We start from the raw sequence: 21,513 nt of genomic DNA on the forward strand, positions 1-21,513 counted from the left end.
CATCAGGCGCTGACCGCTTGCTTGAGAGAGGATGCCTGTGCCGAAAGCCGAGCTGCGAGATGCCCGACCACATGTTCGGCATCCCTTCCGACGCCGAGGAACCGCCCTGAACCCCAGGTCCAGAGCCAGGGAAGTCCGAGCACGTAGACGCCATCGACGACGGTAACGCCGCGGCGATGAACGGGGTAGGCGTTGCCGTCGAAAATCGGCAGGCCGACGAAGGACCAATCCGGACTGAACCCCGTGGCCCAGATGACCGAGGTGATTCCCTCCGCCTTCAGATCGAGTTCGACAATCTCCGCCTCAGGCTCCCAGACAGGGACATAGGGGGATCCAGCCGGAGCCTCGATGCCTTTTTCGGCGATATGCCGGTCAATCAGGGCATTGATGCCGTTATAGACACGGTCGGCGCCGTCGAGATTGGCCTTCAGGTTCGGCTCGAACAGCATCCGGCCGGCGGCGACGCCGGACATGCGGCCATAAAGCGCCATGCCCTCCAGCGCGAACTTGCGCAGATCGATATCGCGTCCGCCGTCGCGTCCTGTCAGGTAATGGTTGGTATCGTGCTTCTTCTTCGTCATGCCATCATGTTCGACGGTGATGTCGTACTGGCCGATATCGGAAAGCCAGTCGACCACATCGCGACCGCGATAGAAACGGGCGCAACGCGGCGCGTTGCCGGTGACGAGATGCACCTTGCGGCCGGCAAGATACAGATCCTCGGCAATCTGGCAGCCGGACTGGCCGGAGCCGACCACGATGACGCCGCCCTCCGGCAGTTGGTCGGCATTGCGGTAGGCGGCGGTGTGGATCTGCATGATGTCCTCCGGCAGGCGCTCGGCCGCACGCGGAATGGCCGGATCTGCATAGAGGCTGGTGGCGATCACCACGGCATCGGCTGTCACCGCGCCAGCTGAGGTCTCGAGCCGGAAGAGGCCGCCATGATTTTCGAGCGACGTCACGCTGGTTTGCTCGAAGACCGGCGCCTCGACCTTCTTCACGAAGCGATCGACATAGGCGAGTATCTCGTCCTTGACCATAAAACCGTGCGGATCCGTGCCGTCATAGGGATGGTCCGGAAGCTGGCATTGCCAGTTCGGCGTCACCAGGCAGAAGGCGTCCCAGCGTTCGTTCTTCCATTTATGCGCAACGGTCTTCTTCTCGAAAACCACGTGATCAATGCCGTGCCTCTTCAGATAGTGAGAGGCCGAGAGCCCGGCCTGGCCGCCGCCGATGACAACCGCGCTGTAATGGCTCTTGAGGGATGGTGTGGTCATGGTGGGTCCTTTCAAAGGATGAAGCTTTCGCAGCGGACTTCGGCCTCTGCGTCGGTGAGATAGGGAGTGGCGGCCTGTTCGATGCGCGACAGCTGGCCGAGCGCCAACGCGCAGGGATAGCCGTATTTCGCCTTGACCCTGTCGCTGGCGATGGTCAGTGCCGTGCGGCTGCGATCGAGAAAGTCGGCCAGCGGATAGTTTTGGCCTTCGGCGAAATAGTCCTTGATCACCAGGGAGGGCGAGTAACAGGTCTCCTTGCGGCCATCCGGCCAGGCAATGACGAACCGCATTTCAGGCATGGTCGGCCTCCAGCAGCGTGTGATAGCGGGCAAGATGGGCTGTTGCTGTTTGGTGCCAGCCATGGCGGGCGGCAACCTCGAGACCACGGGGGATGATCTGCTCGCGGATCGGTGCGACCAGCGCCAGCGCCATGCCTTCGGCAATGGAGACCGGATGATGCGGATCGCACCAGATCGCATCGCCGGGACCCAGATATTCGGTGAAGGGCGCAATCGAGGATGTCACGACCGGAATACCGCTGGCCATGGCTTCCAGAACGACGAGGCCGAAGCCCTCTTTGAGCGAGGGGAACACCAGCGCATCCGCCAACCGGTAGAGGCTCGGCATGTCGGCATCCGCGATCGCACCGGTGATATGCACAGCTGCTGCGTCCCGACCGAGGCAGGCGAGGTGAGAACGGAACTCCTCCTGATAGTCGCCATGGTCCAGGAGAGAGGCGCCGCCGGCAATGACAAGCTGGGCATCCGGCCGGATGGCGCGGACCTGACGAAAGGCTTCGAGAATGCCGAGGGTGTTCTTTCGCGCCTCGATGCCGCCGACACTGAGGAAGATCGGCCCGCTTCCGAGCTGCAGCCTGTCGCGCAGAGCGACCTGCTCGCCGTTCCAGGCAGGCGAGAAGCGGTTGGTATCGACGCCATTGCCGACTATTGTCGCCTCGATGCCGCGATCCTCTCTGAGCTTGTCTCGCCAGAGGCGGCTGACGGCGAAGAAGATATCGGCCACATCGATCGCGCGATCCTGCAGAGCCATCAGGCGCGGATCGGCGAACTGGTCGATGTGGTGGACGGTGCGGGCAAAACTCGGGATCAGGCCCTCCAGCTTGAGGGTCGCCAGCGCATTGCCGGAAATGCCGTCATGGGCGTGGAACAGGTCGAAGCCATTGGCTCCGGTTTTCCGGAAATAGCCGACATAATCGGCGATCCGCTGCTCGACCATTTCCGTCATGTTCGGGGATGCCGGCGCCGCGGCAATGCAGGCGGTGCCGCAGGAGGGCTGACGAAAAAAGCCCGCCCCCTTGGCATCGGGCGCATGCAGGACCACCTCATGACCAAGCGAGGTCAGCGCTTCCGAAAGCTGCATGGCATGAACCACGCCGCCACGCGGGTTGGTGGAATGGGTCAGCATCGCAATGCGCAAGGTTCGGTGCGACGGAAGGTTCATGCGGCGGCATCCTGTCGACCGAGCTGCAGCAGCGGTGTCTCGGCATGATTGCGCACCACTGCGCGGCTCTCGCCATCGACCAGTGCGACCTCGGCACCGGCCACGACCGCGCCGATGACCGCGGCGCTGATGCCACGTGCGGTGAAGCGGGTGACGACATCGGCCGCATGTTCCGGCGCGACGGCGAGCAGGTAGCCGAAGCTCGGAAAGGTGACGAGCCAGCGATCGAGGGCGACACCGGCCGGCAAAGGAATGGCGGCGACGTCGATATCGATGCCGACATGCGAACATTCGGCCAGCATGATGGCGGTGCCGATGATGCCGCCCTGGCTGATATCCTTCGCAGACAGCGCGAGCCCCGCCTCGGCGATCTCGGGCAGCAGCTCGAGGTCGCCGCGCAGGCGCGCCGGCGCGGCATCGGTGGCGGCCTCCCAGTTGTTGAAGGGTTCGCGGTAACGGCCGCGATGGTCGATCGCCGCAACCAGCACATCGCCCGGCCTTGCATCGAAGCTCGTCAGCAGTGTCTTGGCGCGACCGAGAATGGCGACCGACAATTGGCCGCGTTCGGTGCGGATATTGGTGTGGCCGCCGACGATCGGCACGCCAAAGGCGCTGGATGCCGCCCGCATGCCATCCAGAACGAGTGTCGCGCCAGCTTCGCCATCGGCCCAGACGGCATCAACCACGGCGATCGGCCGGCCGCCCATGGCAACGACGTCGGAGATATTGACCATGACGCCGCACCAGCCGGCAAACCAGGGGTCGGCGGCGACGAACTCGTTCATGAACCCTTCGATGGCAAAAAGCAGATGACCGTCGCCCTCGGGCAGCGCGGCGCAATCGTCGCCGACGGCAATCTGCTGCCCCTGCAGGCCGAGCCTTGCGGCGATCGTGCCGATATCCTGCTTGGCGGCGATGCCGCCGCTCGTCGAGAGTTTGGCCGCCAGGGCCTTGATGTCGATCGCGACCATCTTCACGCCGCCTTTCTGGAAAGGGCGGTGAAGCCTGCCTCGGGTGTGACGCAAGGCGGATAATAGGCAAGGTCGGCCTTCATCCTGAGATGCGGCTTGCCATAGACCTCGAACTCCTCCATGACATCCCAGTGCAGCCTCCGAAACAGCAGGCCGTTCTGAACCTGCACATTGGCGAGGAACGTGTGGCATCCGATCGCATTGGCGGAGGACACGGCGAGCTTGATCAGCGTCGCCCCCAAGGCGCCGATCTTGCGAAAATCCGGATGGACCGCCAGTCTTGATCCCCACCAGATGCCGGGTTCGGCCTGATGGATGCGCACCGTTCCGACCAGCTGGTCGGCGGCAATGCCCAGCATGGAGAGAGCCACGATCGGGATGGCGTAATCGTCGATCGCGTCGCGGTCATCGCTTTCGAAGATCCGCTGTTCCTCGCAGAAGACGGCACGGCGCAGCGCATGCGCCTGGCTGCGCTCCCAGGCGGAGGTCGCGAATTTCACCTGGAATTCGCTCGAGCGATAGGGAGCAAAGGCTTCGAGCATCATTTGGTGAGCATCCTTTCATAGGTGGAAAGGGCAGAGCAGGCGCCGCATTTGCCGCAGCCGGCCTTGATGTCGACGGCCTTCAAGCCGCTGTCGACCAGCATCCTGGACAAGGGGCCGAGGATCGAGTGCATGAAGTCAGGCCTGGGCGCCGGGTGGCTTTCGAGCGGCGTGCCGGAAATCGGCACGAAGGGCACGACGAAGGGATAGACGCCAAGCGCAACCAGCTTTTCGCAGATATCCAGAATGGCCTCACGGCTGTCGCCGAGCCCCGCCAGGATATAGGTCGAGACCTGGCCGCGCCCGAAGACCTCCACCGCGGCCCTGAACGAGGCCATGTATTTGGCGATCGAGACCTGCGCCTTGCCCGGCATGATGCGGGCACGGACCTCCGGCGTCACGGCCTCCAGATGCATCCCGAGGGCATCGACGCCGGCCTCCTTCATGCGGGTGAACCAGATATCGTCCTCCGGCGGCTCGCATTGCGCCTGGATGGGAATATCGACGGCCGCCTTGATGGCGCGGGCGCTGTCGGCGAGGATCGCAGCGCCGCGGTCGTCGCCCTTCGGCGTGCCGGTGGTCATCACCATATGTTTGACGCCGTCCAGTTCGACGGCGGCCTTGGCGACTTCCGCGAGCTGCTCCGGCGTCTTGTGGGCGATGGTGCGGCCGGCTGCCAGCGATTGGCCGATGGCGCAGAACTGACAGGTCTTGCTGCGGCTCTGATAGCGGATGCAGGTCTGTAGCACGGTCGTGGCGAGCACGTCCTTGCCGTGCAGAACCGCGATCTGCGAATAGGGAATGCCGTCGGCGGTCGAGCGCTCGTAGAAGCGTGGGCGCAAGGGAAAGGAAACCTCACCCAGCACCCTGCCATCCCGGCTGATACGGCTGCGGCCCATATCATCCGGCTTTTCCACCAGATAGGGACTCTCGAATGCAGGTGCGGTGTGAACCGGCACCATCACCGTCATGCCGTCAATGGTCAGCGCCTTGTGGTCGGAAGGTCCGGCACCACCGCGGCGGCTTTCATGTCCGGCCTTGGGGTCAACGAGCCGGGCTCCGTAGGACTGCAATTCGTTGATCAGAATCTCGGTCGGCAGATGTGTCGTATTCTCCATCGGAAAGGGTCCTTGCTTCGGCTGTTGGGAGGGATGGCTGGGTGGTGGTGACCATCGGCGCGGTGGCGCGGCCGTCCATGACAAGATGCAGCAGCTCGGGCCGGGCATAATGGCCGACCGAATCCATCATCCGCTTGCGCTTCACGATCAGGCTCATGTCGAGATCGGCGATCAGGATGCCTTCGCCTTCCGTCAGCGGCGGCACGACGTGTTTGCCTTCGGGCGAGATGATTGCAGTCATGCAGCCGCCGCGCAGGGCCTTCTGCAGGCCCGCGTCGGGAGCAATGGAAGCGATCTGCTCGTCGGTCAGCCAGCCCGTGGCATTGACCACGAAGCAGCCGCTTTCCAGCGCGTGGTGGCGGATGGTGACTTCCATCTGGTCGGCAAAAATCGGCCCGACCATCGAGCCCGGAAACTGGGCGATATGGATGTCCTCGTGCTGCGCCATCAGGGCGTAGCGGGCCAGAGGGTTGTAGTGCTCCCAGCAGGCCAGCGCGCCAAGGCGTCCGACGGCGCTGTCGACCACCTTCAGGCCGGAGGCGTCGCCCTGGCCCCAGATCATCCGCTCGTGAAAAGTCGGGGTGATCTTGCGACGCTTGAGGAGGAGTGTGCCATCGGCATCAAACAGCAGCTGGGCATTATAGAGCGATCCGTGGTCGCGCTCGTTGACTCCAAGCGCTACGACGATGCCATGCTCGCGGGCGGCTGCCGAGACGGCATCGGTGGCGGCACTCGGCACCGTGACGGCTTCCTCGTAAAGTCGCACATGCTCCTTGCCGGAGAGAACGGGAGGCAGCACGAAAGAAAAATAGGGGTACCAGGGGACGAAGGTTTCGGGAAAGACGATCAGCTCGGCGGCTTTGGTCGCGGCTTCACGAATTGCATCCAGCACGCGGGCCAAGGTTTTCTCGCGCGAGGTCAGATCCGGCGCGATCTGCGCGGCGGCAACCCGGACGCTCATTTTTTTCTCCATGACGAAATCCTCGATTGACGGGCGGGGAGGCGGAGCGCCAGGACTCCGCCCCTATTCTTTGGGGCGGTTGCTGCTCAGAGCGTCCAGGTGTCGAGGATGAAGGCGCCGTCGCGGCGATGGATCAGGATCAAGTCGAGAACGTCGAGCGGACTGATCGGCGTGATGCCGGGGATCAATGCGCCTTCGCCATGGCCGTAAAGCGCCTGAAGGGCAAAACGGCACGCATAGACCTTGCCACCTTCTTCCATGAACTTGACGATCTGGTTGTTGAAATTCAGATGGCCGGGAAAGGCCTCCGCGCCGAGCGTCGGAAAACCGCGCTGGACGCCGAGCGTGACGCCCGGGCCGTAGAGAAGGACCGAGGTCTCGAACCCCTTCCGCTTCAGGCGCGTCGCCTGCAGCAGGTTGACGAATCCGATCGATCCTTCGAACGCCACGGTATGGAAGGTGACGAGGGCTTTTTCCCCTTCGCCGGCCTGTACGTCCTCAAAAACCTTTTCCTCGTAATTGACAAGAAAGTCGCCTTTTTGATTGGCGGGCTTGGTCACTGCGGGCATGGATGGCTCCTTGGTTTGAAATCCGATCCCCATCCGGGGAGCATCCATCCAATTGCAAGCCACATGCCAGATTGATTATGCATAAATAGCAATCAAATTGACAAATAATACATTCAATTATGCTATCAATTTTGAAGGAGAGAGTTTTAAAGCCGATTTTATAGGCGATCGAGTGCAAAAATCGAATGCACGAAAGCTCAAAACAGATGCATTCAATTGCGCGTCAATCAGCATGAGGGAGCATAATACTTGTGGCGTCAGCCCCGGCAACCCGTTTACGCCGGGCTTTTGGGATGGGTGCTCAGACTCGCACCCGCCTTCTGGTGCTGGCAGCGCCTGGCAACGGAAGCGGCTCGCTTCCGAGGGAGGTCTGCGTCAAGATGCCTTATCGCATCAATCGGAACGGCTTAGCTATATTGAATGCAATCAATTAGAGCACTTGGATGTATATATAGGGCCGCTCGTTGGTCAGCGGAATAAGTCGCCAACTCCGTCGACGGTGGAGGAAGGAGGCGAAAAAGATGCTCGGATTCCGTTGTCGCCGATCAGGCCGCGTCGCTCTTTCCACGAAATAGGAGAAAACTATGAGTAATAAACCTACGATCATTCTGGTGCATGGCTTTTGGGGTGGAGCCGCACATTGGGGCAAGGTCATACTCGAACTGGCGCGGAGGGGTTATCAATCCGTTCGCGCCGTCGAACTGCCGTTGACGTCGCTTGCTGAGGACGCTGAACGGACACGCAAGATGGTGGCCCAGCAGAAAGGACCGGTTCTGCTCGTCGGTCATTCCTACGGTGGCGCGGTCATCACCGAAGCGGGAGATCAACCGAATGTCGCGGGGCTTGTCTATATCGCCGCATTCGCTCCCGACGAAGGTGAAAGTCCAGGCGCTATCACGCAACGGCATCCGCCTGCGGCAATGGCCAATATCGAGCCGGACAGCGACAGCTACCTATGGCTCAAGGCCGACAAATTTCACGAAAGCTTCTGCCAGGATATATCCCTCGAAGATGCTTTCGTTTTGGCGGCCACCCAAAAAGCGCCGCTTGCAGGCACCTTTGGCGACGTCATCACCGCTCCAGCCTGGAGGAAGAAGCCGTCCTGGTATCAAATAGCAAGCGAAGACAGAATGATTGCTCCTGGAAACCAGGCAGCAATGTCGACTCGTCTCAATGCTCGGAAAGTCGTGACCTTGGAGGCAAGTCATGCCTTGCCGCATTCAAAGCCTCTGGAGGTCGCAGCCTTGATCGATGAGGCAGTGGTAGCCATCTCGAAGTAAGAACAAAGATGCTTGTGGGGGCGTGAGAATAAGCGCCCCCGCTCGATCATCTGCTTGATCGCTTCCGCCCTCCATGCTCCGGCGTTGGAGAAGGCGCACGGCACGACGAAACCCTCCGGCATCAATCGACAAGCTTCACGCTTGCACGCTACAGGATAGGGGCTTGATCGATAGCGGCGCGTTGAGCGGACAGATGATGAACGACACAGTCATTCTTTTTCACGGCATTGCTCGGACGAAGAAGAGCATGGAGAAGCTCGCCGGCTTCCTGTCCGGCCACGGTTATCGGGTTGTGAATGTCGGTTACCCCTCCACCAGGTTTTCGATCAGTGACCTCATCGACATCGTTCGACCGGAGATCGACGGCGCTGCGACGGCGGCAGGAGACGGCCGTCTCCATTTCGTCGGTTATTCGATGGGCGGGCTGATCATCCGGGCGTTTCTCACGCGTTATCGCCCAGCCAACCTCGGTAGAGTGGTCATGGTCGGAACGCCGAACAACGGCAGCCAGATCGCCGATTTCCTCAAGGGCTGGTCCTTATACAGGAAGGTCTATGGACCGGCAGGCCAGCAGCTGATTACCGATCAGACCGCAATGGCGAAGCTGTTCGGCACGGTCGATTACGAACTTGGCATCATCGCCGGCAATCGGACCATTGACCCGGTCTCTTCCCTTGTCATCGGCCTCGGGGTTCCGAATGATGGAAAGGTTTCGGTGGAGAGCACACGTCTCGACGGCGCGGCGGCGCATATCGTCATTCCCGCCAACCACACTTTCCTACCCGTCAACAGGACGATGTGGCGCCAAACCCTGTCGTTTCTGAAAGATGGGCGTTTTACAATCTGAATGTCCGAATATTCAAACATCCGCACATGCCCTCGCCTTAATCCCTGCTGCACCGCTATCGAAGGATAAGTTCAACAAAAAGCGCGATGATGGGCATGCGCTTATCGCTGAACGACGAGGGCCTGCTTAACTCTTGAAATCAGAATGCGGGAGCCGTCGGCGGTGAAGTGCCCATAGTCGAATTGGACTGGGTCTCCGCTTTTTGTCCACACCACACAATCTGGGTTGCACATCGTCTTATAGGTAGAGATGTATGTTGCCCCGCTTCCGGCCAACGCGTCTTGAATGTCCAGACCGATGTGTTGTCGAGGCACCAGATGATCGGCGGCTTTAAATGGTTGCTTGTCGTAGAGACTGTGTGCGAGCAACCGCGGCAGGGATGATTTATACTCTGCCACTGGTCCGAAGACGACGATCTTTTTGGCAAACGGTGATAGGTAATCCACCGTCTTCCTGATGAGTTTCGCGTCATCTTTTGTCCAGCGTCCAGCCAATACGAGAACATCGACTTTATGGCTCGGCAAGAAATCCTTGAACATGTAGTTCATGAGTTCGATGCAGCGTTCTTCGCCTTCGGCGTCGAGAGTGGGACGACATCCTGATGCGTTCGCTTGAATGACATTGGCCCCCGAAAGCGCCCTTAGTCCGGGATATAGATGAGCGGCGTGACTATCACCGACAAGCGCTATGTTTTGCTGATTGTCTGATAGCGCCAGGCAGGCATCACGATCATATTTTTCGATGCCGTCGTTTGACGTGAGGAAGCATTGTCCACTGCGAAAGGCCTTCGAAGGGTCGTAGTCAGCAAATTCCGCCACCCGTTCAACGGCCGTGTTGTCCTCTTTCATTTGATCGGCCGCGAGTTGCCCGACAAATGCCAGCATTGCTACCGATGCGATTGAAGCAGCCCCGGCGGCTACCGACACGGCAGGTCGGTATCTCATTGTTCGGAACGGCGTTTCGACAAATCGCCACGAAACATATGCGACGACGAGACTCAAAGCGATCGGCACCAATTGCCAGCCATGCTCCCATGCCCCGTACTGGTTCGAAAACACCCAAATCGGCCAATGCCACAGATAGAGGGAGTATGAGATCAAGCCTATGGCAGTGGCGACCCTCAATGAGAGTAGCTTGCTGACAAGTGTGCCTGGGCCGGTCCAGATGATCAGCGCCGTGCCTGCGGTCGCGGGCAACGCCGTCAATCCGGGAAACTCGGACGTCTTCGACAGCAGCAATGCGCTGAGACAGATGAGCAAAGCACCGATTGCCGAAAGCACATCGTTGATCCGCGCATCAGCGAATTTCGGCAGTGCCGGTCCTGCGATGAGAGCGCCGACGAGCAGTTCCCAGGCGCGATACTGTACAAGATAAAAGGCTGCGGAGCGGTTGATTGGAACAGTGATAATGGAAGCAATGATACTGACCGCAAAAAGCCCGGCTATGGCCATCCCGGTTGCCCTGCGCCCATATCGGCTTGCCAGCATGACGATCAGGGGAAAAAAGACGTAGAACTGCTCTTCGACCGACAACGACCATGTGTGCAGGACTGGATTGAATTCCGAGGAATCATCGAAATATCCAGTTGTAAAATAGAAATAAGCATTTGAGGCAAAAAGCGCTGAGGAAGTGACAGACTTAAAGACCCGCAAGCTTTCGTCGGGCAGCATCGTAAAATAAGAAGCCGCCATCACAACGGCATACATGACCACGACAGCGGGAAGAATTCGTTTTGCGCGGCGACTATAAAAGTTGCCAATCGAGAATCGGCCATCCCCAACGTCAGCAAGAATGATTTTGGTAATCAGGTAGCCCGAGATCACGAAAAAAATGTCCACCCCGATAAATCCACCGGGGAGAATGCGGTCAAATCCACAGTGATAAAGAATCACAAAAATTACGGCTACGGCACGCAGGCCGTCGATATCTTGACGATGCGTAATCATTTGGGCCTCGATATTTGGCCTCCCAGGATTTCGTACCGTGAGACCGGTCAATATGCAACCAGCATCAGGGTGAAATGAAAACTACTCGCCTTAGACGGGCTTCTGTCCACAGCGAGAGACGACCTGAAGAGCAGCGGAGGGGCCGCAAGGTTCATCGGGTGTTTTAGGGTTATTGCTTATTTTACCATTCGTCCGATGAAGCCGGCGAGAACGAGAGCGATGTCCATCCGCTTCTCATTTCGACGGTGATTCAACTAAAGGGCACATTTTACAGCTGCCTTTCAACGGTTCCACAACTCAGGCCATAAGACTGACGGGCGATTTAACATTGACTGCTGGAACGCAGCGCGGCATTGCCAGGATGGCTTGCAGGCCAAATTGGGCGAACGTGTGACCAACAGAGTGCCGGACGGCGATCCCAGCGCAGAGCACGCAACTGGCCAGACACAGTTTCAGCCCATGTGGCCGGGACGTCAGGGGTCAATTTACATGGATTTCTCAGCGGTCGTTCAGGTCAAGATAATTTCCAGATATTCAAACATCCGCCACACGACCCCTCATTATTACGAGCTGTAACCGTATCGAATGGAGATCCGATGCCCGCCATCTTGCGAAAGAAAATTCACGGTGCATCCACACGGGGACAGGTCATCGACGGCGCTCCGGACATCGGCGTCGCCTATCAGGTGTTTTCCGATACGGTGGTCGAAGACGTTGTCGTCAAGAATTCTCCCCGCGGCTTCAAATTTCACAATGGCAAGAATCTCGTCATACGGCGCTGTGAGACCGAGAATGTGAAGGGCGACGGCATTTACCTTACAATGACGTCGGACGTGTTGCTGGAGAACAACCGCGTCGGCCCGGCGCCCGGCGAGGGAGCGGATTGCTGCCAATTCGCCTACGAAAACGACGACCGCAATGTGAGCTCCAATGTGGTGGTTCGGGGCAACCTTTTTCTTCAGTCGCCGACCAGCACATCCAACAAGGGGGCGCTGGTTTGCGGCAGAACGCGACAATACCATGTTGAATACAATTTCATCGGGGGGAAGAATTTCTCCTTTTCATCGATCGGCGACGATGCCGTCGTGCGCAGTAACGTCATGCGTGACGGCAAGATGAATGATTATTCCTTCGGGTATGGGGTTGGCGATCAAGTCGACCATGCTGGCCACCATGTTTATGACAACCGGATCGAGAACAGCAATCGTGGCGTGAGTTTGAGCGGTTACTCGGACCAGAGCCTGGCATTTCGCAAGGACATGAATATCCACGATAACGTGATCAGCGACTGTGAGATCGGGTTTTTCGCCAATCGGCCGTGGTCTGGAAGTTTTCGACGCAACATATTCTTGCGGTGCAAGCAGGACATCTTTCTGAAAGGAAACGGCAAAGCGACCGCAGGGGAAGTCGAAGGCAACTATCTCAACGACGGCAGCTTTCTGAACGTCACGCCGCCGCCGCTTCGCATCAAGCCGGACGGAAAGGCTTCCGTTTCCTCCGGCGAATGGACATCCGAGCCCGACGAAATCCGCATCCAGTGGCGGAACAAGGGGATCGATATATCAGGCGCCAACCGGCCCTCCATTGCGATCGAGCCTGGCATGGAATTGTCATGCGTCTTGCTGGCCCGCAAGAGGCAGAATTGGATGTTGGCGATTGCCGAGACGGCCTATGACGATTTCACGCCGCGCGCATGGCAAGAAAACATGCTGCCTTGGCAGAAGCGCTATCTCTCGACTTAATCGCCACACTGAGACCAGGCGGAGCGGAGCCCCCGTGAAGCCTCCGTGTCTCAAGCCTCACGCGGTCTCCGGTTTGCCAACAGCCTCGGACGCAGCTCGGAGAGTGCAATCACAGTGTGTGGCCAGAGAATAAAAGGTGCGAGCATCATCCCTGCCTCTGTCATGGAGCCAAGCATGATCAGGATGATAATCACGATCTCCTTCCGTCTGGCGCCCGATCGCTCTTGATCGGCTTCGACGATTGTCATCTTTCGGAACAGACGAGTCACCAAAAACAAGACCCATGCGCCTATACCGGGAATGCCGATATTGAGGGCAAGTTCGAGATAGGTGTTGTGCGTCGACCGCGCGTCGAACGTCACCTTGACGTATTCCTCCATGACATCAGGCTGACGGAACATCGCAAAGCCATAGCCGGTTAAAGGCCTATCCCATATCAGCGGAAACAGCTGTTCCCAGATGTTGGTGCGCCCCGAGAAAGTAAGGTCTTTGCCGAAAGCTTCAGCAACGGCAGAGGCCACACCCAAATAAATGAAACTGGCGGCAAAACCCACCAGAAGAAACAGCAGAGCGACGACAAATGAGCGAAAAAGGCGATTTGGATAGACGTGGATAATCCGGATCGCATACAGCATGACACTGCCGAACATCGTCAATACAACCGCGGTCGACGACTTTGTCGCTACAATCAAAGCGAGGAGGCAAAGCATCGCAGCCCACCGTACAAGCGTGCTGTAACGAAGTCGGCCTAGCTTCTGCGTCGACAACAGACACACAAAGCTGACCGAGCAAAATTGTCCCAACGTATTCTTGTGGTAAAACGCCCCCTTTACCATGCCGGCATAGCTGCCACGCATGATGGCAAATTGCGGGAAAGCGGCAGTATAGAGAACATTGATAAATGCGGCCGCGATCGCAAAACGCCCCAGGATGCGAAACGCTTCCACGTTGCCATACCGCGCGCGATAAAGCAGCGGCGGGAGCGCAAGAACAATGACGGCGGCCAATCCCTTTAAAGACGCCCCTCTGTCAATCGAGAACACGATTGATGTCAGACAGGAAATGGCAACGACCCCGATGAGGGGCGAAATTCTTGAAAAGGTCCGTATGAATTGCCGTTGTTCCAACAGAAAATACAAACCGGACAACGGGATAAGGCTGTAAAGCATCAGCTTCATCGGAAGCGGGTCTACCGACGCGCCGTCATCGAAATTTGCCGGCAGTCCGTACCACATGCCGGTCGCCCGCCAAAGTGCGGCGTAAAATGCGACAGTAAGCACCAGCTTCGCCAGCACGTCCCGTCTGACGCGCCATCTGGAAGCAGTCCGCCGACGGTGGCTGCCTTGATAATAGTCTCGTGCTATAGACGCGTCTTGTATCGCCATTAAGAGCTCTTCTATCTCATGTTCGGGGATGTTCCTATTCGAAATAGGACTGAGCCAAAATTACAATTTACCTCTGCTGGACTCTGTATGCGACATTGAAATCATCGACACTGGTTTCTGTCTACGACCCATCACAAATCGATAGATTTCGATCGGTTGACCACTCCCACAATCCAAAACAGCCGACACGTCGCTCTTCCTGCAGTATATGGTTGGCGCGAAATTCATGAGCCAGACCAACGAGTTATTGCTGCAGTTCCTGCTTTAACCCGCCATGTGGCGCCACTTTAAGCCATATCATTCCTCGAATCCAGTTTGCTAAACCTTCCAATATGTCGCGCCCAACTGGTTCGAGCCACCCGCTGCCGCGCGCCGGGACGCTGGCTGTCGTCGTCAATCGAAACCTCATCAGCTCCCGGAACCAAAGACCGAACAGGCCGTTAATAACGATGCCCAACCATGTCCGGGAGGCAGGACAGACATGGCACGTCAGACATTCTGGAAAGGCTATCTCAAGCTCTCGCTCGTCACCGCCGCCGTCTCGCTGACGCCGGCCACGACCGAAAGCAACAAGGTTCGTTTCCATGTCCTCAATCGCCAGACGAAGAACCGCGTCGAAAGCCGTTATGTCGACAGCGTCACTCACAAACCTGTGGCCGAGCGGGACCAGGTGAAGGGTTATCCGCGCGGCGAGGACGATTATGTTCTGCTCGAAGACGAGGAAATCGAGGAGGTCGGGCTCGAAAGCACCCGCACCATCGACATCGACAGTTTCGTGCCGCGCGGCTCGATCGACTGGATCTGGTACGACAAGCCGCATTTTCTGGCGCCCGAGGACAAGGTCGGGGTGGAAGCCTTCTGCGTCATCCGCGAGGCGATGAAGGCGAATGATGTCGTCGGCATCGCCCGTCTGGTTCTCTATCGTCGGGAGCGTGCCGTGCTCTTGGAGCCGCAAGGCAAAGGCATCGTTCTCTGGACCCTGCGTTATGGCGACGAGGTGCGTGATCCCATAGCCGAACTCGATAGCAACACCGAGATCGACAGCAAGCTGCTGACGCTGATGAAGCAACTGGTGAAGGAAGAGACCAAGGATTGGAGCCCCACCATGGTGCAGGATCCGATTCAGAAACGCCTGAAGGCGATGATCCGCGGCAAGCAGAAGAGCCTGAAGAAGACCGCGCCCGCGAAAAAGCCCGCTCCGGTGAAGTCGACCGGTAACGTCATCAACATCATGGATGCATTGAAAAAGAGCCTGGCTGCTGAGAGCGGGCGCAAACCGCATTAGGCGAAAGGGTATTGCCGATCCGCTATCGCTTTTTCTTTTCCAGCGGTTTCGCTGCTGCGAAAAACCCGTCCCAAGGATCTCTCGGCAAGGCGTCCAGCCGCGTCGGCGTGTTGTCCACCGTGAAATAGGCCGGCCCGATGTCGGCGGTGAGCTCATCCCATTCCAGTGGCATCGACACCGCAGCCCCCGGCCTTGCCCGCGTCGAATAGGGTGCGACCGCCGTATTGCCGCGGCCGTTGCGGAGATAGTCGATGAAGATCCTTCCCTGGCGCTTGGCTTTGGTCGCCGTCGCGAGATAGCGCTGGGGATCATCGGCCGACATGCTGTCGGCAAGCCATTTGGCAAAGCCCTTCACCTCCAGCCAGCCGGCTTTCGGTGCAAGCGGCGTCACCACATGCAGCCCCTTGCCGCCTGTGGTCTTGACGAAAGCGGCGAGACCCTCGGCCTCCAGCCGTTCCTTCAATTCGTAAGCCGCGGCGATCACATTCTCCCACGCCACCTCCTCGCCGGGGTCGAGGTCCATGGTTATCATGTCGGGCTTTTCCCAATTGTCGGTCGTCGCACCCCAGGGGTGGATTTCCAGCACGGCCGATTGCACCAGCGCCACGACGCCATCGAAATCGGTAATGCGCAGCAGCTTCTCGCCCTGCTTGTCCTTCGGATCGGTTATCTCGCCGATATGCGGGTTCATGCCCTTCCAGGCATGTTTCTGGAAGAACCGCTGCCGGCCCTCGATCCCGTCGGGCAGACGCAGCAGCGCCAGGGGCCGGTTGACGACATAGGGCGCCATGAAGCGCCACACCTGGGCGTAGTAATTCGCCAGGCCCTCCTTGGTAACGCCCTCGTCCGGCCAGTAGATGCGGTCGGGATGGGTGAGCGCCACCGCCGATTTCGGCAAAGCGCGGGCTGTGGTCTTTTCCGTTTCGCGCGTCACGTCCTTTGCCGGCTTGTCCTCGCGCAGGCCGCGGAAGGCGGCATGGCGCAGATTGCCGTCGGCCGACCAGGCGCGGAATTCCACTTCGCCGACCAGTTGCGGTTTCACATAGATCAGCCCGCGCCGTTCCTCCGATGTCAGTTTGTCGTCGAAGGAATTCTCGCTCTGCGTCAGCCGCGACAGCTTCTCATGGAGCATCTGCGCCGTTACCACCGTATAGCCGGTGCCGACACGGCCGACATGTCTGAGTTCGCCGTTTTGGTAATACCCCATCGCCAGCGAGCCGATCGCATTCTTCATCGATGTCGACGGAACGTAGCCGCCGATGACGAATTCCTGGCGATGCGAGCATTTCGACTTGATCCACTCGCCCTTCCGCCCCGACGTATATTTGCTGTCGCGCAGCTTGGAGATCACGCCTTCGAGGCTGAGCCGGCAGGCATGGTCGAGTACCAGTCCGCCGCTTTCGTTGAAATGCGCGCTGTAGCGCAGCTTGTCGTCGTCGCCGGGTATCAGGGTTTCGAGCAGATGTTTGCGATCGAGGAGCGTCGCGTTGAGCAGGCTGTGGCCGTCGAGATACAGAAGATCGAAGGCATAGAAGACGAAGCGGTCATCGCGGCCTTGGCTCAGATCCTGCTGCAGCGCCGAGAAATCCGAGGCGCCGGTATCGCGCTCGACGACGATCTCGCCGTCGATCACCGCCGATCGCACCGGCAGGGCGGCGAAGGCATCGAGCACGTCCTTGCCGAATTTTGGTGTCCAGTCGAGCCCGCTGCGGGTCAGCATCCTGACCTCGCCGTCCCGGATCCTGACCTGCAGGCGATAGCCGTCGAACTTGATCTCATGGATCCAGCGATCGTCCGCCGGCGGCTTCGGCTTCAGCTTGGCAAGGGCCGGTTCGATGAAATCCGGCATCGCGGTCTTGCGCGCGCCCTTCGGCCAGTCGCGTTCCCGGGGTGCGGCGGCTTTTGCCTTCGGAGCCGGTCTTTTGACGGCAATCCCTTTGCCGTTCTTCGCTTTGGAATTCCAGGTCGCTTCGGGATTATCCGCCACCTCTTCGAGCTGCCGGCCCGTTTTGGCTGATTCCGGCCGTTCGTCGAGGATGTCGCCGTCATGGCGCGCCTCGGCGTCGTCGCCCTTGATCAAGAGCCAGTTCTCACGCTTTTCACCGGGCCGGCCGTGCATGCGCACGAGATGCCAGCGGCCTTTCAGCTTCTCGCCGTCGAGTTCGAATTCCATATGGCCTTTGCGGTAGGCCTTGTGCGCATCGCCATGCGGCGTCCAGGTGCCGCGATCCCAGACGATGACGGTGCCGCCGCCATATTGCCCCTTCGGGATAATGCCCTCGAAATCGCCATAGGAGAGCGGGTGATCTTCGACATGCACGGCGAGCCGCTTATCCTCCGGGTTGAGGCTTGGTCCTTTCGTCACCGCCCAGCTCTTCAGCACCCCATCCATCTCCAGCCGGAAATCATAGTGCAGCCGGGTCGCATCGTGCTTCTGAATGACGAAGCTGTTGCCGCTGCTGCGGCCCTTTTGTCCGCGTGGCTCGGGGGTGAGCTTGAAATTGCGTTTCGCCTGATAGGTTTCGAGAGCCATCTCAGCTTGCCTTCTTGCTGTGGCTGTCGCTGCGGGCCGGCGCCTTCTTCTTTGCCGGATCCTTCGTTGCTGGGGCCTTGCCGCTCATCTTCGCGCTCTGGCGCAGCGCCTCCATCAGGTCGACGACCTTGCGCTCCGGCTGCTTCTTTTTCTTCGGCGGTGCCCGGCCCTCGATCTTCGCCTTCACCAGTTCGACGAGGGCAGCCTCGTAACGATCCTCATATTCGCTTGGTTCGAAGCTGCCCTGCTTGGTGCCGATGATATGGCCGGCAAGCTCGATCATCTCCTTGTCGAATTTGATGTCGGGAATGTCTTTGAAGACCGTATCGGCCGAGCGCACCTCGTAATCGAAGTTCAGCATCGTCGCGACGATGTAGTCGTCATGAGGGCGGATCAGCAGCGTCCGGTTGCGCCGGAAAAGCACGGCTTCGGCGAGTGCTGCGACCTTGCCGTCGCGCATGCCCCTGGCGATCAGCGACAACGCCTCCTCGTCATGCTCGTCCACGGGGGCGAGATAGTAAGGGCGGTCGAAATAAAGCTTGTCGATCCCGTCGAGGGCGATGAAAGCCTTGATATTCAACACCTTGTCGCTCTCCGGCATGATCTCGGCAATCTCGTCGCCCTCGATGACGATGTAGTCGCCGCTCTCAATCTGGTAGCCCTTGACCTGGTCGTCCCGCTCGACCGGTTTGCCGGTCTCGCTGTCGACGAATTGCCGTTCCACCCGATGGCCGGTCCTGCGGTTGATGATGTTGAAGGAGACGCGGTCGGAGGAGGAAACGGCGGTGTAGAGCCCGACGGCGCAGGCAAGGTCGCCCACCTTCAGATGACCCTTCCAGCTTGCCCGAGCGGCCATTCCATCCTCCGTCGCAAATCAGAGCCGGCTGCCGCTCTTGTCGGTTTCGAGTTCCTGAAATGCCCAGCCGCGGCCGTCAGGCGCGGGATAGGCGAGCAGCGCATCGCCATCGCCGATCTTCTGGCGCGACGCGGCGTCCTTGGCATGGAAGATCGCTTCATCAGCCGTCGCATAGGTTTCCGAAAGCGTGTCGCCGAGCTTATAGGCCCAGCCATTGTCATGCGGGACGACCTGATAGGTGATATCGGCCATTTCGGATCTCCTCTTCTCAATCAAATAGGGAGCATGATGGCGTTGGCATCCTGCTCTAGTTCCGATTTGTTTTGCGCCGTTCATCGAGGGCGATGATTTTCTCCAGCGATGCGATATCCTCGCTGGTGACGACGGGAACCGGATCGGCCGCGATCGCCTCCAGCACCTCCTTCGAAACGGCGCCGTTGCGGATCGCCCATTCCAGCGTTTCGCGCGTCTCCCGCTCGGCCTTCAGCTGCGCATAGAGCGCAACGATCAGCCGATCACGAGCATCCATCCGCCGGCCTTGGTTATCCACGCTGCGGACGTGCACCATCGCAATCCACCTTTGTCACTGATTTCGCTCAGGTGTATTCAACTGATGAGGGATGGAAAGGTTCCGAAACCGGTGGGCGGGCTTTGCCATCGCCGCATCAGGCGGAATCGCCATCCGCAGGATATTCGCGAGAGGATTTCAATATGGCCGATCTCAAGATTCGCTCCCGCCCGACCGGCGCCACCGCCGTGGTCGGCCGCACCGGTTTCCCACATGTCACCTCCGCCACCAAGGGCGAGATCGATATCGTCACCGCGCCGTCGCAGCCGGGCTTCAATCCGCTCGACCTGCTCTATTCCTCGCTCTCGGCCTGCCTGGTGCTCAGCGCCCGCATCGTCGCCAGCCAGATGGGCGTTCTCGACAAGATCAGCGAGATCACTGCCGACGTCACCGGCGAGAAGGCGACGGAAGGCCTTTCGCGCGTTGCCAAGTTCAACATCGCCTTCTCGATCAAGGGTGATATCGACGAGGAGACCCGGCAGAAGATCGCCCACGCCGCCGAGAACGAGATCTGCACGGTGAGCAACACCATCCGCGGCAATCCCGAATTCTCGACGACAATATCGGGATAAGCCTATAAAAATTATAGACAATAGCGGCGGAAGGATTGCGCGACCGCTGCCCCGCTTCTATGCTCGGATATCGAAGCAACGATCCCGGCCACCATGCAGCCCAAGCCTCTCCCGACGTCCGCACAACCCGTCGTTGCCATCATTGGCGGCGGTATCTCCGGCGCCGGCGTCGCCTATCATCTCGCTAAGGCCGACTGCGGCGAGCGTCCTGCCATCGTGGTCTTCGAGCCGCGCGCCGAACTCGGCCGCGGCCTTGCCTATGACACGGATGATCCGGCTCATCGCATCAATGTGCCGGCCGCCAAGATGAGCCTGCAGCCGGGCGACTTGAGTGAATTCCAGGCCTGGATCGAAGCCCGCGATGCCGTCGCCGACGATCCCGAGGCCAGGCAGCCCGATGGCTCATTCTTCCCCCGGCGTCGGCTCTTCGGCGAGTATGTCGCCTCCCTGCTGAAACCGCTGCTGGAAGACGGGAGCGTGCGTCATTGCCGCGCCGCGGTGACGGGTGTCGAACGCCGTGCCGGCCGCTGGTCGATCCTCGACGACAAGGGCGGCGTGACGGAGGCCGATATCGTCGCGATCGCCACCAGCCATCCGCCGCCGGCGGCTCCCGGCCGGCTTGCAATCCGGCTTGCTGCCCATCCCCGTTTCGTCGCCGATACCACCAAGCCCGGAGCGCTCGACGCTATCCGCCCGCATGACCGGGTGCTGGTCATCGGCAACGGTCTGACGGCCGCCGATGTGATTGCCTCGCTGGCGCAGCGCGGACATGACGGTCCGGTGACCGCGATCTCGCGGCGCGGTCTGCGGTCTCGCGGCCATGCGCCGGTGCCGCAGCCGCTCTTCGGCGATTTCGTCTCCGATGCGACCCATTCCGCCGTGTCGCTGCTGGCGGAGATCCGCACCGCCATCGATGCGGCGAAGGCTGACGGCATCAGCTGGCATGGCGTGATCGATCAGGTGCGGGCGCAGGGATACGAACTCTGGCAGGCGCTGCCGGTTGCCGAACGGCGCCGTCTCGTCCGTCATCTGCGTCCCTATTGGGACGTGCACCGTTTCCGGATCGCCCCGCAGGTCGAGGCCGTGCTCGACGCGGCGGTTGCTGCGGGCCGCCTCGATATCCTCGCCGGCTCGGTCGCCGATGCGCGCATCGAGGGCGAGTTGATCCTTTGCACCCTGCAGCCGCGTCATCAGCGCCAGCCGCTGGAGAGACCTTATGACGCTGTCGTCGTCACCACCGGCCCGGCGCATGGCGGTATTCTCGAAACCCAGCCCTGGCTTGCAGCACTTGCGGCAGACGGTCACCTGGCGCTCGACCCGACCGGCCTCGGCCTTGCCTGTACCGAGCGTTCGGAGGCGATCGGCCCATCCGGACGGGCCGACCCCTCGCTGCTGATCTCCGGCCCGCTGGCGCGCGGCACGTTCGGCGAGCTGATGGGACTGCCGCAGGTGACCGAGCATGCCTTCTTCGTCGCCGGCGAGATCGCCGAAAAGCTGAGGACGCGCGCGACGAATAGGCATCCTGCCTGATTTTCGATCAATATGTCGCTCTTCGGCTGTCGCCGGTGATCGACTTCTGATACGCACCCGGCATCCGGGT

At 59.8% G+C, this 21,513-nt stretch carries 20 protein-coding genes; 6 read left to right on the plus strand and 14 right to left on the minus strand.

The window, feature by feature from the left end:
- Positions 1-2 precede the first annotated feature (2 nt).
- The 8 genes from NE851_RS13270 to NE851_RS13305 form a co-directional block, all read right to left on the minus strand.
- The gene (locus NE851_RS13270) at positions 3-1,277 is read right to left on the minus strand and encodes an MSMEG_0569 family flavin-dependent oxidoreductase (RefSeq protein ID WP_183908766.1); all 1,275 of its coding nucleotides are present in this window, start codon (positions 1,275-1,277) and stop codon (positions 3-5) included.
- Between the two features lie 11 nt (positions 1,278-1,288).
- Positions 1,289-1,576, minus strand: a complete 288-nt coding sequence (locus tag NE851_RS13275) for an MSMEG_0570 family nitrogen starvation response protein (protein ID WP_028757314.1) — start codon at positions 1,574-1,576, stop codon at positions 1,289-1,291.
- Positions 1,569-2,738 carry an MSMEG_0565 family glycosyltransferase gene (locus tag NE851_RS13280; RefSeq protein WP_028757315.1) on the minus strand — a complete coding sequence of 390 codons (1,170 nt, stop codon included), beginning with the start codon at positions 2,736-2,738 and terminating at the stop codon, positions 1,569-1,571. Before NE851_RS13280 ends, NE851_RS13275 begins: the two co-directional genes overlap by 8 nt.
- Positions 2,735-3,709 carry a sll0787 family AIR synthase-like protein gene (locus NE851_RS13285; RefSeq protein ID WP_183908882.1) on the minus strand — a complete coding sequence of 325 codons (975 nt, stop codon included), beginning with the start codon at positions 3,707-3,709 and terminating at the stop codon, positions 2,735-2,737. Before NE851_RS13285 ends, NE851_RS13280 begins: the two co-directional genes overlap by 4 nt.
- 2 nt (positions 3,710-3,711) lie before the next feature.
- Positions 3,712-4,254 (minus strand): MSMEG_0567/Sll0786 family nitrogen starvation N-acetyltransferase, encoded by a 543-nt coding sequence (locus tag NE851_RS13290; protein WP_097596001.1) that lies wholly within the window; start codon positions 4,252-4,254, stop codon positions 3,712-3,714.
- A complete protein-coding gene (locus tag NE851_RS13295) occupies positions 4,251-5,369 on the minus strand; it encodes an MSMEG_0568 family radical SAM protein (RefSeq protein ID WP_097544525.1) in 1,119 nt (372 codons plus the stop codon). The genes NE851_RS13290 and NE851_RS13295 overlap by 4 nt, the downstream gene beginning before the upstream one ends.
- Entirely contained in the window at positions 5,296-6,342 is a 1,047-nt protein-coding gene (locus NE851_RS13300; protein WP_097544526.1) for a Nit6803 family nitrilase, read from the minus strand. Before NE851_RS13300 ends, NE851_RS13295 begins: the two co-directional genes overlap by 74 nt.
- 74 nt (positions 6,343-6,416) lie before the next feature.
- The gene (locus NE851_RS13305) at positions 6,417-6,899 is read right to left on the minus strand and encodes an MSMEG_0572/Sll0783 family nitrogen starvation response protein (RefSeq protein ID WP_003521909.1); all 483 of its coding nucleotides are present in this window, start codon (positions 6,897-6,899) and stop codon (positions 6,417-6,419) included.
- Between the two features lie 584 nt (positions 6,900-7,483).
- On the opposite strand from NE851_RS13305, the gene NE851_RS13310 reads away from it, so the two are divergent.
- The gene (locus NE851_RS13310) at positions 7,484-8,179 is read left to right on the plus strand and encodes an alpha/beta hydrolase (RefSeq protein ID WP_183908768.1); all 696 of its coding nucleotides are present in this window, start codon (positions 7,484-7,486) and stop codon (positions 8,177-8,179) included.
- Positions 8,180-8,375: 196 nt separating this feature from the next.
- The gene (locus NE851_RS13315; protein WP_183904552.1) at positions 8,376-9,026 is read left to right on the plus strand and encodes an esterase/lipase family protein; all 651 of its coding nucleotides are present in this window, start codon (positions 8,376-8,378) and stop codon (positions 9,024-9,026) included.
- 101 nt (positions 9,027-9,127) lie between these two features.
- Here the strand turns inward: NE851_RS13315 and NE851_RS13320 are convergent, their stop codons facing one another.
- Positions 9,128-10,972, minus strand: coding sequence for an acyltransferase family protein (locus tag NE851_RS13320; protein ID WP_028755595.1), 1,845 nt, complete (start codon positions 10,970-10,972; stop codon positions 9,128-9,130).
- Positions 10,973-11,568: 596 nt separating this feature from the next.
- Here NE851_RS13320 and NE851_RS13325 point away from each other — a divergent pair.
- Positions 11,569-12,714 carry a right-handed parallel beta-helix repeat-containing protein gene (locus NE851_RS13325; protein ID WP_183908884.1) on the plus strand — a complete coding sequence of 382 codons (1,146 nt, stop codon included), beginning with the start codon at positions 11,569-11,571 and terminating at the stop codon, positions 12,712-12,714.
- 50 nt (positions 12,715-12,764) lie between these two features.
- On the opposite strand, the gene NE851_RS13330 is transcribed toward NE851_RS13325, so the two are convergent.
- Entirely contained in the window at positions 12,765-14,099 is a 1,335-nt protein-coding gene (locus NE851_RS13330; protein ID WP_047613565.1) for an O-antigen ligase family protein, read from the minus strand.
- A gap of 481 nt (positions 14,100-14,580) precedes the next feature.
- On the opposite strand from NE851_RS13330, the gene ku (NE851_RS13335) reads away from it, so the two are divergent.
- Complete coding sequence (gene ku / locus NE851_RS13335; protein ID WP_028757623.1) at positions 14,581-15,384, plus strand: non-homologous end joining protein Ku; 804 nt, start codon at positions 14,581-14,583, stop codon at positions 15,382-15,384.
- Positions 15,385-15,406: 22 nt separating this feature from the next.
- Here ku (NE851_RS13335) and ligD read toward each other — a convergent pair whose 3' ends face one another.
- From ligD to NE851_RS13355, 4 genes are read right to left on the minus strand one after another with little or no spacing between them, the layout of a single operon-like run.
- Positions 15,407-17,917, minus strand: a complete 2,511-nt coding sequence (gene ligD / locus NE851_RS13340; protein ID WP_183908770.1) for a DNA ligase D — start codon at positions 17,915-17,917, stop codon at positions 15,407-15,409.
- Position 17,918: 1 nt separating this feature from the next.
- Entirely contained in the window at positions 17,919-18,773 is an 855-nt protein-coding gene (ku, locus tag NE851_RS13345) for a non-homologous end joining protein Ku (protein WP_047613568.1), read from the minus strand.
- Positions 18,774-18,791: 18 nt separating this feature from the next.
- Positions 18,792-19,025, minus strand: coding sequence for a DUF2188 domain-containing protein (locus NE851_RS13350; protein WP_028755588.1), 234 nt, complete (start codon positions 19,023-19,025; stop codon positions 18,792-18,794).
- A 55-nt stretch (positions 19,026-19,080) separates the two neighbouring features.
- Complete coding sequence (locus NE851_RS13355; protein WP_028757520.1) at positions 19,081-19,341, minus strand: hypothetical protein; 261 nt, start codon at positions 19,339-19,341, stop codon at positions 19,081-19,083.
- 143 nt (positions 19,342-19,484) lie between these two features.
- On the opposite strand from NE851_RS13355, the gene NE851_RS13360 reads away from it, so the two are divergent.
- On the plus strand, positions 19,485-19,913 hold the full coding sequence (locus NE851_RS13360) for an OsmC family protein (protein ID WP_183906335.1): 429 nt from the start codon (positions 19,485-19,487) through the stop codon (positions 19,911-19,913).
- 93 nt (positions 19,914-20,006) lie between these two features.
- Positions 20,007-21,443 carry an FAD/NAD(P)-binding protein gene (locus tag NE851_RS13365; protein ID WP_183904534.1) on the plus strand — a complete coding sequence of 479 codons (1,437 nt, stop codon included), beginning with the start codon at positions 20,007-20,009 and terminating at the stop codon, positions 21,441-21,443.
- Positions 21,444-21,513: the final 70 nt, after the last annotated feature.

The organism is Rhizobium anhuiense bv. trifolii, from assembly GCF_024346605.1.
In the GTDB taxonomy this organism is placed as follows: Bacteria; Pseudomonadota; Alphaproteobacteria; order Rhizobiales; family Rhizobiaceae; genus Rhizobium; species Rhizobium anhuiense.